Below are 12681 nucleotides of genomic sequence, written 5' to 3'. Positions count from 1 at the left end.
CCATGAGGAAGGGCCCTGACCTGGGAGGTCAGGGCCCGAGCTGGATGCTGTGTACCGCGGCTCCCCCGCCAGGACTCGAACCTGGACATAGGACTCCAAAGGTCCCAGTGCTGCCGATTACACCACAGGGGATAATTTATAGGGTCAAAACGGACAGTCCGTCAGTCTTGTGCCCTGGCGGCCTCCACTATGCCGTACCAGGCCCCTTCCATGCGACGGTACAGCTCCGCGCTGCCCGTCGCGTAGACGATCAGGCACCCCCGGTACGCCCCGGACGTGTTCTTCCGGACGGTCCGTGGGTTGTGGTGCTTGAGGGTGGCCCTCTGGAATGTCGAACGGTCGACCCCGGCCAGTTCCGCCCAGAACTTCTCCGCCTCTGTGACATCGGCGGTCTCGTGGATGCTGACGCGGAAGCGCAGGCGGTCACGGGTGACGCCCAGGAGGTCCAGCCACCGCAGGTAGAGGGAGATGACGTTCGGGTCGCTGTTGATGAAGTGGAGGGACTCGCGCCGGCTGTACGGCTTGTCCTTCGCGCCCTCGGCCCAGTAGAGCGCGACCCCGGTGAGGAACAGTTCTCGGTCCGACAGGGTGCCGACCGACTCTCGGGCGAGGCGCTTGGTCTCCTCTCGTGCCTCGTCCTGTGCGGAGCGGAGGCGGGCCAGCCCGGCGTTCATCCGGGCCCGGCGTTCCTCGTCCGTATAGCGCGGCTCCGGCTTCGGCAGGTCCCGTACCCACAGGGAGATCGAGCTCTTCGAGCAGCCCAGTTCGACCTGGATCTGGTCGTAGGTCATGCCCTGGAGGCGGAGTTCGCGGGCGCGGGCGCGGAGGTCGTCCTTGGCGCGGGGGCGCTTGGTCCACTCCGGTGGGGGTTCGCCCTTGACGAGGCGCTGGAGGAGGTCGTTGTTGAAGATCTTCAGGCGGTCGCGGATCTGGCGGAGGCTGAGGCCCTCGCGGCGGAAGGTCACCGCCTGGGCGCGCAGGCCCTCGAAGTCCGCGTAGCGGTTCATTTCTGCGGTCATGGGAGGAGCGTCGTCCGGAATGCGGACGGGTGGGTCGAAAACTCCTGCGGTTCAGCAGTTCGAAGGACTGGTGTGCGGGGTGTTGACGTCCTGCGGATTTCGCGGGGGGCCGCCCGTAGGGTGGGGGCATGACCGCAACGGGGGCAGATCGGGACGCGCCGGGCGCGCGGACGTGGTGGTGGTGGGCGCGGCGGCGGGGGGTCGTGCTCGACGGGGGGCTGGCGCTGGTTTCGGCGGTGGAGTGCGCCGCCGAGGGGGTGGCGTTCGCGGGGAGGGCGGGGGTGCCGGACGCGGCCGGGGCGGTGTTCGGGTTCCTGGTGGGGTCCGTGCTGCTGGTGCGGCGGCGGTGGCCGATCACCGTGGTGCTGGTGTCGATCGCGGTGGCGCCGGCCGAGATGGGTTTCCTGATGGGGGTCGTCGGCCTGTACACGCTGGCCGCCTCCGAGGTGCCCCGGCGGTACACGGCCGTGCTGGCGGCGATGGCGACGGTCGCGGTGTTCGTGGTGACGGCCGTGGAGATGCGGCGGGACATCGCCGCGCAGGCGGACGACTTCGATCCCAGCACCTGGTACGTGCCGGTGATGGCCTTGTTCATGACGGTGGGGCTGAACGCGCCGCCGGTGCTGTTCGGGCTCTACATAGGGGCGCGCCGGCGGCTGATGGAGAGTCTGCGGGAGCGGGCGGACTCGCTGGAGCAGGAGCTGTCGCTGCTGGCGGACCGGGCGGAGCAGCGGGCGCAGTGGGCGCGGCAGGAGGAGCGGCGGCGGATCGCGCGGGAGATGCACGACGTGGTGGCGCACCGGGTGTCGTTGATGGTGGTGCACGCGGCGGCGTTGCAGGCGGTGGCGTTGAAGGATCCGCAGAAGGCGGTGAGGAACGCGGCGCTGGTGGGTGACATGGGGCGGCAGGCGTTGACGGAGCTGCGGGAGATGCTGGGGGTGCTGCGGGAGGAGGTGCCCGCGGGGGCGCCGGCGGCGGTGCCGCTGGCCGCGGTGGGGCGGGCGGCGGCCGCGGCGGCACAGGCGGCGGCTTCGACGGAGGGGCCGGGGCTGGATGCCGTAGAGGACCTGTGCCGGCAGTCGAGGCTGGCGGGGGCGGTGGTGGAGCTGGTGGTGCTGGGGGAGCCGGGTCCGTATCCGCCGGAGGTGGGGCGGACGGCGTACCGGGTGGTGCAGGAGGCGCTGACGAACGTGCACAAGCACGCGCCGGGTGCGGAGGTCGTGGTGCGGCTGGCGCACCGGGGGGCCGAGGTGGCGATGCAGGTGGAGAACGGTCCGTCGGACGCGGGGGCGGCGGACGCGGGTCTGCCGAGCGGTGGGAACGGGCTGGTGGGGATGAAGGAGCGGGTCGCGCGGCTGGGCGGGGTGTTCGTGTCGGGGCCGACGGAGGCCGGCGGTTTCAAGGTGTCGGCGGTGATTCCGGTGCGGGAGGCGTGAGGGTCAGCCGGTGGTGAGGCGGGCGGGGCGGGTGCCGGTGACGAGGGTGGCGAGGGCGGCGTCGATGTCGCGGCCGAGGTACCAGTCGCCGGCGTGGTCGAGGCTGTAGACGCGGCCTTCGGCGTCCATGGCGAGGACGGCCTGGTGGTCGCCCTCCTCGCCGAGGGGGGCGAGTTCGGTGCCGAGGGCGCGGCCGAGGTCGGCGAGGGTGCGGGCGAGGTGGAGGCCGGCGAGGGGGTCGAAGCGGACGGCGGCGGGCGCTATCTGGCGTCCGTGGCCGGGGGCGGTGAGGTGGAGTCCGCCGAATTCGGCCCAGGCCTCGACGACGGCGGGGAAGACGCTGTGGCGGTGGCCGGCGGGGGAGACGTGGGCGCGGAGGGTGTCGGCCCATTCCTCGGCGAGCTTGATGTCCCAGCGTCCGGGCTGCCAGCCGGCGTCGCGGAGGGCGGCGTCGACGTTGACGGGGAAGCGAGTGGTGTCGGACATGGGCCGGGTCAGCCGTTCTCGGTGGGGTTGACGGTGCGGACGCCGAAGTGGTCGAGGAGGGCGGCGCAGGAGCGGCAGGGTGCGGCGTAGCTGCCGTGCAGGGGGTCGCCGTCCTCGCGGATGCGCCGTGCGGTGAGCTTGGCGTGCTTGAGGCTGCGGCGGGCCTCGCCGGGGGTGAGGGGCTTGCGCTGGGCGCGCTTGGAGCGGTTGTTCTCGGCGGCGGTGAGGTGCCGGGAGAGCAGGATGGCCTCGGGACATCGTCCGGTGAAGCGTTCCCGCTGGCCGCTGGTGAGCGTGTCGAGGAAGTCCTGCACGAGGGCGTGGAGGACGGGCGGTGTCTCGCCGCGGCCCGCCGTGCAGGTGAGGGTCTCGCCGCGGACGGAGAGGGCGGCCCCGACGGCGGGGAGGATGCCGTCGCGGCGGTGGAGCAGTAAGGGGGCGCGACCGTTGTCGGTGTCGCTGCTCCAGTTGAGGCGTGGGTCACCCTGCGTGGGCGTCGTGCTGGCGTACATGGTGCTGGTCTTCCCCTCCTGCAATCCCCCGAGTTGCGGTGCACAGCCTGCCAAATAGGGAGCCATATGGGGAAGCTGGGTGGGGGTTTCGACATGCCGGTGTGTCGGAGCCGTGGTCGGCCCGTCATGGGTTCGTGACGGTTGGTGACGGTGGGTGTGCGGGGCGGGGCGGTGGGGGCGCGGCCGGTTCGTGGGCTTGTGGCAGCGCATAGGCTGTGCGGGATCGGTCGGGCGCGCTGTGCGCAGTGGTGTCCGGCAGCAGGAGCAAGCAGTAGCAGCCAGTGACGCCATGCAGGGGGCAACCGCCATGACGACAGGTCGGCTCGGGCAGTCCACCGCGCCACCGAACGCGGCCTATGCCGGGCAGGTCGTGCGTTTCCCGGATCCGGTGCGCGCTTCCCGGCATCCGCGAGGGGTGCGGGTGGACGAGCGGGGGTTCCCGGACTTCTCGCCGTACGCGCGTGCGGCGGCGGAGATCGCGGAGCCGCCGGAGGGTTTCGGTGTGGACGAGCTGCGGCTGACGGACTACGTGTCGGCGAACGCGGCGATGGCGGCGACCGGTCACGAGCTGTGGGACACGATTCCGGCGGTGGCGACGCCGCACGGCTGGACGTGGCACCACGTGGCGGGTTCGCGGCGTCTGGAGCTGGTGCCGGTCGAGGTGAAGGCGCTGTTGCGGCACCACGGTGGGGTGGCGACGGCGCTGGTGGACCACGCGAAGCGGGGTACGCGGCCGTTGCAGGAGACCCGTCCGGTGCACTTCGGGCTGCCGAAGAGCGGGATGTCGGTGTCGGAGCAGCAGCTGCAGGGTGTCGAGGAGGACCTCGGTTACCGGCTGCCGGGGGCGTACCGCTCGTTCCTGAAGGTGGCGGGCGGGTGCGCGCCGGTGGGTGCGGCGCTCGACGCGGAGCTGGGGCTGCTGGTGGACCAGCCGTTCTTCACGGTGCGCGAGGAGGCGGGGGTCAATGACCTCGTCTACGTCAACAAGTGTCTGCGGGATCACCTGACGAAGGACTACCTGGGCGTGGCCTTCGTGCAGGGTGGTCTGGTCGCGGTGAAGGTGCGGGGCGCCGGTGTCGGTTCGATGTGGTTCTGCGCGTACGACGACGTGCGGGATTCCGGCGAGGAGGCCGCGGGCTGGTCGGTGAACGAGCGGGTGGAGCGGTTGCTGCTTCCCTGTGGTGAGGATTTCGACGCGTTCCTGCTGCGGCTGGCCGGCAATCCGCCGGAGCTGGAGACGGTGGCGAATCTGATGGTGGACGGCGGGTTCGCGCGCGCCGTGCCCGTGGTCCCGGTGGGAGGGTGAGCCGGCTGTGGTGACGTTCGCGCAGGCGCAGGAGCGCGCCGAGGAGTGGATCAACGGCGATCTGCCTCCGTATCAGCACCAGGAGGTGCGGGTGCGGGAGTTCGCGCTGGGTTTCGTGGCGTGGGCGGAGGGCCGCGAGGGCGGTCCGACGGCCGACGCGGGCCGGCAGCGGCTGGTGGTCGCGCGGGATTCGGGTGAGGCCACGCTGTGGCCGGGGCTGCCGGTGGGTGAGGTGATCCGGCGGTACGAGGAGGAGTACGGGGTCGCCGAGGAGGCGGCGGTGCCGGCTCCGGCCGCGCCGGCGGCGCGGATCGACCTGAACCAGACGTCGTTCCTGCTGAGTCCGCCGGAGTGGTTGCAGGACGCGGCGGACAAGATCGGTCTGCCGCAGCGGCCGAACGCCTCGCAGGAGGAGCGGGGGGAGGCGGAGCCGGACGCGGAGACGGGTTCTGCTCCGGTGTCCGTGTCGGGTTCGGCTTCGGTGCCGGGTTCGGGTTCGGGTTCGGCGTCGGTGTCGTCGGCCGGGGCGGATTCCGCGGACGGGTCGGAGACGCCCGCGGCGGCCATTCCGCTGGCTTCCCTGGATGCGTCGGCGTCGGCGTCGGTGTCGTCCGGTGCGTCGGACGAGGCGTACGAGCCGACGGCGATGGACGGGGTTCCGGCGGGTCCGGCGGCTCCGGCCGTTCCGGCGAGCCCGTGGGCGGACGCGAACGCGAGTTCCGGCGGGGTGGAGGGCGTGCCGTTGCCGGCGACGGTGTTCGCGCCGCCGCTGTCGGGGGCCGACGACGAGGACGCGCCGCCGCTGTCGGTGGGCGCGGACGCGCCGACGGCGCTGATGCAGGGCGGGAGCGCGTTGCCGAAGACGGCCGTGGCGCCGCGGCTGGATCCGGCCGCCGCGCCGTCGCCGGGTGTTCCCGGTGGGCCGGGTGCGCCGGGTGCGCCGGTGGCTCCGGCCGCTCCGCCGGTTCTTCCGGGCGCCGGGGACATCGCGGACGCGGCGACGAGCAAGGCGACGCTGCCGCCGAAGAAGACGGCTTCCGGTCCGGTCGCGCCGCCGCCTCCGCCGGGGGTGCCGGGTGCGGGTTCGGGCGGGCCCGCGCCGGCGGCCGGGTACGTGCCGACGCAGCTGATGGCGCAGACGCCGCCGCCCGCGCCGGGTCCCGTGCCGCCTCCCGGGCCCGCGTCCGTTCCGGGGCAGCCGGGGACGCCTCCGCCGCCCGCGCCTCCGGGTCCGGCGACGCCGCCGCAGCCGGTGCACCACGCGGCGACGATGCTGGCGCACCCGGGGCCGGGTGGTCCGGGTGCGGCGGTGCCGCCGCCTCCGCCTCCGCCGCCGGGTGCTCCCGGTGGGCCGGGGACGCCGGCGCACGGCATCGAGCACGCGCCGACGATGCTGGCCCAGCCGGGTCCGGGCGGTCCGGGCGCGGGTCCGGGCGCGCCGCCGCCTCCGCCGGGGCCCGCTCCGGCGGCTCCGCGGACTCCCGGTCCGGTTCCTGCTCCGCAGGGGCCCGGCCCTGCCTACGGGTATCCGCAGCAGCCGCCGGCCGGGGTGCCGACGGTCGGTCCCGGGTACCAGGCGGTGCTGCGGTACCGGGCGCCGGACGGTTCGGAGCAGCAGATCATCCGGCGTTCGGCGCCGGGCACCCCGCATCCGGAGTGGCAGATCCTGCACGAGCTGCGCGGGCTCGGCGTGCCGCCGCAGCAGGTGCTCGAACTGCACACGGAGCTGGAGTCCTGTGAGCTGCCCGGCGGTTACTGCGCGCGGATGATCCGCGAGACGTGGCCGCAGGCGCGGATCACCAGCATCGCTCCGTACGGCCGTGACCACGCGGGCCGGCAGCAGGGCATGCGGCAGCTCCTCACGCATCAGGGCGAGTTGCACCAGGTGGCGGACGGTCCGGCGCGTCCCGCGCCGGTCCGGGCTCCGCTGCCGCAGGTGCAGCCGGCGCCGCCGGTTCCGCCGGAGGCCGTGGCGCAGGAGCTGGCGGGGGCGTTCGGGCCGGGGATCCTCCGGTTCGACCAGCGGGCGGTGTCGCGGCAGGGCGTGCCGGAGCTGGTGGCGGTGACGCTCATGTGGGCGGGGCTGCCGGCGGACTTCGGGCCGTTCTTCTGGGCGCAGCCGGCGCTGCCGGTGGTGCCGACGCTGGCGGAGCTGGCGCAGCAGCGTCAGGTGCCGGCGGCGCCGGACGCGAGCTCGTACCTGGTGCTCGGTTCGGACTTCGGGCGGGCGATCTGCGTCCAGTACGGGACCGCGCACATCGTGGCGGTGCCGGTGGAGGCCGGTCCGGGCGGGGCGTCGGTGCCGCCGCAGTTCGTGAACACGGGGCTGCCGGAGTTCACGCGGTCGATGGCGCTGCTGGGGCGGATGTGGCGGCTGCGGTTCGGGTTGACGCCGGAGCAGGCGGGCCGGTGGACGGTCGACTTCCAGGCGCAGCTGGCGATGCTGGACCCGGCGGCGCTGTCGTCGCCGGAGAACTGGTGGTCGGTGCTGCTGGAGCAGATGTGGGACGGGCTGCTCTGACGCCGTGCGGGGTGTGATCGGATGCCTTTCCGGGTGCGATCTGACGCTGCGTGAGAACGGAATGTGACGAAGGGCGCTCGATGTGTGATCACATCGAGCGCCTTTTGTCCGTTCTTATGGCGCATCCTGGTAGGACCTAGGGAAGGGGCACCAGGATGGGTTTCGCCGTCGGACGGGGGCGGGGGTACCGCCCGGAGCAGGTGGACCGCTACCTCGCCGCGCTCTCCGAGGACCGCGACGAGGCGGGGGAGCGGGCCGCGGGGCTCACCGCCCTCGCCGAGCGGATGGAAGCGGAGCTGGTCGCGCTGCGGGAGGCCGTCGCGGCGCTGAAGCCGCAGCGGTACGAGTCCCTGGGCGAGGCCGCCGAGCAGATCCTCGGGCTCGCGGAGCAGGAGGACGAGCGGCTCGTCCGCGCCGCCGAGGCCGAGGCGCAGGCCGTCGCCGAGGCGGCCGACGCGGCGGCGAAGGAGGCCCGGGACGCCGCCGACGCCTACGCGGAAGGGGTACGGGCCGCGGCCGAGGCGAAGGCCCGCGCCACCCTGGAGGCCGCGCGGGAGCGGGCCGAGGAGCTCGGCACCATCGCCCGCAGGGACGCCGAGGGCGCCAGGACGGCGGCGGCGGAGGCGTACGGGGAGACGGAGCACCGCGCGGCCGGACTCCTGGCCCGGCAGGCCGAGGAGCACCGCACCGGCCTCGCCGAGGCCGACCGCGCCGCGGAGGCGGCCGCCGCCGCGCAGGACGCCCGCCACGCCGAGCGGATCGCGGAGGCCGAGGCCCGCCTGGAGGAGGCGCGCCGGGTCCTCGCCCGCACCGAGGAGGAGGCCAGGCACGGCCAGGAGGACGCCGACGCGAAGGCCGCGGAGATCCTGGCGGAGGCCCGGATGAAGGCCGAGCGGACGGAGCGCGGGACGGAGCGGGTGCTGCGCGAGCACGACGAGGCGCGCGACGAGATCCACTCCCACATGGATCACATCCGCAACTCCCTGGCCGCCCTGACGGGCCGCCCGGCGACGGCGGAACCGGCCGAGGCCCCGGATGACCCGGTGGACGCTTCGGAGGAAGCCCCGGAGGGGGCCCCGGCCGAAAACCCCGGGTCCGGGGACGAGCCCCGCCCGTAGTCTCCGCGCATGCGGATGAACCTGACGGCGGTGAACCTCGACTGCGCCGACCCCCTGGCCCTCGCCGGTTTCTACGCGAAGGCCACGGGGCTGCCCCTGCACGAGCGCTCCGGCGCCGACTTCGCGGGCCTCGTCGACGACGACGGCCCGGTCCTGGGCTTCCAGCGGGTCGAGGACCACCGCCCGCCGACCTGGCCGTCGGGCGGGGTCCCCTCCCAGCTCCACCTGGACTTCGAGGTGGACGACCTCGACGAGGCGGTCGCCGCCCTGACCGCCCTCGGCGCCACCCTCCCGCCGGCCCAGCCCGACCCCGCCCGCTGGCGCGTCCTCCTGGACCCGGCCGGCCACCCCTTCTGCGTCTCGCCCCGGAAACGGGGCGGCGCGTGAAAGCCCGCGAGCGGTAGTCTCCGGCGATCAAGGGGAGGGGAACCCGCACATGCTCCACGCGCGCGCGTACACCGGCAGAAGGATCGCGGCAGCCGCCGTCGTCGTCGCCCTGGCCGCCACGGGAGGCGCCGTCTCGGCGCCCCCGGCGACGGCCGCGGCGCTCACCGCACAGGACGGGGCGCAGGCACCGGTGCCGTACCCGAAGGGGGACGCGCCGGTCGTCGGCGGCGGCACCGCCGGCTTCTTCGTGTCCGTCGTCACCGACGGCCGGCGGGAGCTGCGCTGGACCCGGTACGCGGACGGCACCACGAAGGTCCTGCCCTACGAGGACACGGGGCGGTACGGCCTCGGCGGCTCGGACGTCCTCGTGGAGGGGGACCACGCGACCGACGTCCTCCGGTCCCGGGTGCTCACCGTCCACGACCTGGCCTCGGGGGCGGAGCCGTACGTCGTGGACCTCGCCGCGCGGGAGAAGGACGGGGAGACGTACCACTACCGGGGGGCGGTGGGGAGCACGCTCCTCGTCGGCGTGCGGGAGGCGGACGGGGGCGGGCGGCAACTGCTGCTCACCCCCGGGCCGGACGGCGTGCGGGAGCGGGTGATCAGCGGCTTTTCCGAGGACCTGGCCGGCTTCTCCGTCGTGCGGGAGGGGACGACGTCCGGTCTCGCCGTGGTCTTCGAGGTCTCGGGTCCGGTGGACGCCCGCCGTTACTCCCGGGCCGTCCTGGACGTCGCGTCCGGGCGGGTCCTCGACTCCGTGCCCGTCCCCTCCTCCCTCGACCAGCGCCGGCCGGGCACGGCCTCGGCGACGCACGTCGTCTGGGCGGGCGCCGGTGACCCGGCCCTGGCCGTCGGGGCCCGCGGCACGGCGGCCATGCGGCGGACCGCGGCCCTGGAGAACTCCGAACACGGCCTGGTCGGCGACTGGTTCGTGCACGGCTCCGCCGGGCAGCCGCTGCTCGCGGAGCGCGCGGACGGCACCGGCGGCTCCGTGAGGGTCCTCGACCGGGTGCGGTCGCTCGCCCAGGGGCCGGACGGCTCGCTGCTGGCCCGGGGCGGGACGGTCGCGCGGGGCGAGGGCCTGTACCGGATCGCGTCCGGAGGGGAGGGGGCGGCGCCCGTCGCCGAACTCGTCGCCGCCACCGGGGAGCCGACCGCCCTGGAGTACCGGGGAGCCGACCTGCCCGGGACGTTCGACCTCGACCGGGCCGCCGGAGGCTTCGACCTCCGGTGGCGCCTGTCGCGGAAGGACGTGCGGGCGTGGGTGACCTTCACGCGCGTGCGCGGCGGCGGCCTGGAGGACGAGGTGGTCCGGCGCCCGCTGTGGGGCGCGTCCTCCCCGATGGAGCCCTACGTCCCCCAGGACATGGGGTCCGACGCGGTCGGCTTCACCTGGCGCGGCGAGGACTTCGACACCCCGGGCCGGGGCGCCGAAGCCGGCACGTACACCTGGCGGTTCGAGGCCGAGCCGCTCGACGGCCTCGGCGCCCCCGTCACCGCCTCCGGCTCGTTCACGGTCCGCCGCGCGCCCGGGGGGCACGACTTCGACGGCAACGGCGCCCCCGAGCTGTTCGGGCGGGAGACGAACGGCGCGTTCACCTCGTACGACCTCGTCCCGAAGGCGGCCGGGGACGGCCCCGCGATCCTGGGCAGGGCCCGGGTCGGCACCGGCTGGGACGTCTACGACCGGGTCGAGGCCACCGGCGACGTCGCCGGGACGCCCCTCGCCGACCTCGTGGCCCGCGACCGCTCCGGCGTGCTCTGGCTCCACCAGGGCGCGGGCCACTGGAAGGCGCCGTTCCTCGGCCGGGTCCGGGTCGGCGGCGGGTGGAACGCGTACGACCGGCTCACCGGCGGCTCCGACCTCACCGGCGACGGCCGCGCCGACCTGGTCGCGGCCGACCGGGCGGGCGGGCTGTGGCTGTACCGGAGCACCGGCGACGCCGGGGCCCCCTTCGCCGCCCGCGTGAGGATCGGCGGCGGCTGGCAGGTCTACGACGAGCTGACCGCCACCGGGAACATCGGCGGTGCCGCCCCCGGTGACCTCGTCGCCCGCGACAAGGCCGGTGTGCTGTGGCTCTACCTCGGCCGGGGCGACGGCACCTTCGCGGCCCGGACCAGGATCGGCGGTGGCTGGGGCGGCTTCCGTCAGCTCGTCGGGACCGGTGACGTGGACGGCGACGGCCGCCGGGACCTGCTGGCCCGTTCCACCGGTTCGGCGGTCACGTTCTACGCCGGCACGGGCGCCTGGCGGGCCCCCTTCGAGGCGGCCCGCAAGCAGGACCTCGGCATCGGCGCCGACGAGATCCTCTGACCCGGTCCCGCCGGCGGGGTGTCGGCCGGGCGGCCCGGGGCTAGTCCGGGTCCTCCCCCGACACCTCCTTGAGGACCGGGAAGCGGCGGGGGGCCAGGGTGAGGAGGGCCAGGAGGGCGAGGGCGGCCGCGGCGGCGGCGCCGAGGTAGACGTGGTCGACGGCCGCGTCCACCGCCCGGCGGAGGTGGTCGGCCGCGTCGGCCGTGAGGGCGGCGGGGGCTTCCAGGGCGCGGGCCACCGCGTCGAGGTCGCCGCCGCCGAGGCGGGCGGCGAGGACGGCGTTCGCCACGGCGCCGAAGAGGGCCGCGCCGGTGCTCTGGCCGACCTGGCGGCAGAAGAGGACGGAGGCGGTGGTGGTGCCGCGCTCCTCGTAGGGGACGGTCGACTGGACGCCGACCATGAGGGGGAGCTGGAAGAGGCCCAGGCAGGCGCCGAGGAGGAGCATCAGGAGGGCCGGCTGCCAGGGTTCGCCGGGGTAGGGGAGGAAGGGGAAGGCGAGGAGCAGGACGAGGGCGCCGGTGATGCCGAGGACGGCCGTCAGGCGGAAGCCGATGCGGCTGTAGACGCGGTTGGAGAGCGCGGCGCTGATCGGCCAGCTCAGCGTCCAGGCGGAGAGGACGAGGCCGGCGGCGATCGGGCCGAGGCCGAGGACCGACTGCGCGTAGGTGGGGAGGAAGACGGTCGGGGCGACCATGAGGAGGCCCAGGGCCCCGAGCGCGAGGTTGACGGCGGCGATCGTGCGCCGGCGCCAGACCCAGCCGGGGATCATCGGCTCCGCCGCCCGGCGTTCCACGACGACGGTGCCGGCCGCGAGGAGCGCCGCGCCGCCCAGCAGGCCCAGGGACGGGGCCGAGAGCCACGGCCAGGCCACGCCGCCCTGCACGAGCGCGGTCAGCAGCAGCGCTCCGGTCGCGAAGACGCCGAGCGCGCCCGCCCAGTCGATGCGGACCGGGGCCGTACGGGCGGGCGCGGCGGGTTCGGTGAGGTGGCGGAGGATCATCCAGAGGGCGAGGCCGCCGACCGGCAGGTTGATGAGGAAGATCCAGCGCCAGTCCGCGTACCCGGCGAGCAGTCCGCCGACCACCGGTCCCGCGATGGACGCCGTGGCCCACACGGAGGAGAGCTTCGCCTGGATCCTGGGCCGCTCCTTGAGCGGGTACAGGTCGGCGGCGATCGTCTGGACGGTGCCCTGGAGGGCGCCGCCGCCCAGGCCCTGGACGACGCGGAAGGCGATGAGCGCGGCCATGTTCCACGCGGCGGCGCAGAGCAGCGAGCCGAGGAGGAAGAGGACCGTGCCGGCGACGAGGACGGGCTTGCGGCCGAAGGTGTCGCTGAGCTTGCCGTAGACGGGGAGGGTGACGGTGACGGCGAGGAGGTAGCCGGAGAAGAGCCAGGAGAAGACCGAGAGGCCGCCGAGGTCGCCGACGATCTGGGGGACGGCGGTGGCGACGATCGTGCCGTCGAGGGCGGCGAGCGCCATGCAGAGCATGAGGGCGGCGACGACGGCGCCCCGGCGGCGCTCGGCGGGCTGGGCCTCCCGGGGGGCCCGCGGCGAGGCGGTTCTGCCGTCGGTCACTCTGCC

10 protein-coding genes and 1 tRNA gene are annotated in these 12681 nt (G+C 74.8%); 6 read left to right on the top strand and 5 right to left on the bottom strand.

Annotated features, from left to right (window positions below):
* Window positions 1-60: 60 nt before the first annotated feature.
* Window positions 61-132 (bottom strand) — tRNA-Gln (locus tag ACF1ED_RS22580).
* A 29-nt stretch (window positions 133-161) separates the two neighbouring features.
* On the bottom strand, window positions 162-1019 hold the full coding sequence (locus ACF1ED_RS22575) for a hypothetical protein (protein ID WP_391763127.1): 858 nt from the start codon (window positions 1017-1019) through the stop codon (window positions 162-164).
* Window positions 1020-1147: 128 nt separating this feature from the next.
* On the opposite strand from ACF1ED_RS22575, the gene ACF1ED_RS22570 reads away from it, so the two are divergent.
* On the top strand, window positions 1148-2455 hold the full coding sequence (locus ACF1ED_RS22570; protein WP_391763125.1) for a sensor histidine kinase: 1308 nt from the start codon (window positions 1148-1150) through the stop codon (window positions 2453-2455).
* A 3-nt stretch (window positions 2456-2458) separates the two neighbouring features.
* Here ACF1ED_RS22570 and ACF1ED_RS22565 read toward each other — a convergent pair whose 3' ends face one another.
* Entirely contained in the window at window positions 2459-2941 is a 483-nt protein-coding gene (locus tag ACF1ED_RS22565) for an SUKH-3 domain-containing protein (protein ID WP_391763123.1), read from the bottom strand.
* An 8-nt stretch (window positions 2942-2949) separates the two neighbouring features.
* Window positions 2950-3453, bottom strand: coding sequence for a YwqJ-related putative deaminase (locus ACF1ED_RS22560; protein ID WP_391763121.1), 504 nt, complete (start codon window positions 3451-3453; stop codon window positions 2950-2952).
* A 307-nt stretch (window positions 3454-3760) separates the two neighbouring features.
* Between ACF1ED_RS22560 and ACF1ED_RS22555 the strand changes: the two genes are divergently transcribed.
* From ACF1ED_RS22555 to ACF1ED_RS22535, 5 genes are all read left to right on the top strand, one after another.
* Window positions 3761-4759 (top strand): SMI1/KNR4 family protein, encoded by a 999-nt coding sequence (locus ACF1ED_RS22555; RefSeq protein WP_391763119.1) that lies wholly within the window; start codon window positions 3761-3763, stop codon window positions 4757-4759.
* Window positions 4760-4766: 7 nt separating this feature from the next.
* Window positions 4767-7280 carry an SUKH-4 family immunity protein gene (locus tag ACF1ED_RS22550; RefSeq protein WP_391763117.1) on the top strand — a complete coding sequence of 838 codons (2514 nt, stop codon included), beginning with the start codon at window positions 4767-4769 and terminating at the stop codon, window positions 7278-7280.
* Window positions 7281-7435: 155 nt separating this feature from the next.
* On the top strand, window positions 7436-8398 hold the full coding sequence (locus tag ACF1ED_RS22545) for a cellulose-binding protein (RefSeq protein WP_391763115.1): 963 nt from the start codon (window positions 7436-7438) through the stop codon (window positions 8396-8398).
* 9 nt (window positions 8399-8407) lie between these two features.
* Window positions 8408-8785: a VOC family protein gene (locus ACF1ED_RS22540; RefSeq protein WP_391763113.1), complete on the top strand. Its 378-nt coding sequence runs from the start codon at window positions 8408-8410 to the stop codon at window positions 8783-8785.
* Between the two features lie 49 nt (window positions 8786-8834).
* The gene (locus tag ACF1ED_RS22535; RefSeq protein WP_391763111.1) at window positions 8835-11099 is read left to right on the top strand and encodes an FG-GAP-like repeat-containing protein; all 2265 of its coding nucleotides are present in this window, start codon (window positions 8835-8837) and stop codon (window positions 11097-11099) included.
* A gap of 40 nt (window positions 11100-11139) precedes the next feature.
* Here ACF1ED_RS22535 and ACF1ED_RS22530 read toward each other — a convergent pair whose 3' ends face one another.
* A complete protein-coding gene (locus ACF1ED_RS22530) occupies window positions 11140-12675 on the bottom strand; it encodes an MFS transporter (RefSeq protein ID WP_391763109.1) in 1536 nt (511 codons plus the stop codon).
* Window positions 12676-12681 lie beyond the last annotated feature (6 nt).

Origin of the sequence: Streptomyces sp. NPDC014656, assembly GCF_043084305.1 — a bacterium.
Classification (GTDB): domain Bacteria; phylum Actinomycetota; class Actinomycetes; order Streptomycetales; family Streptomycetaceae; genus Streptomyces.
Note: the sequence above shows the minus strand (reverse complement) of the source record. Positions and strands in the feature narration are given on the sequence as shown.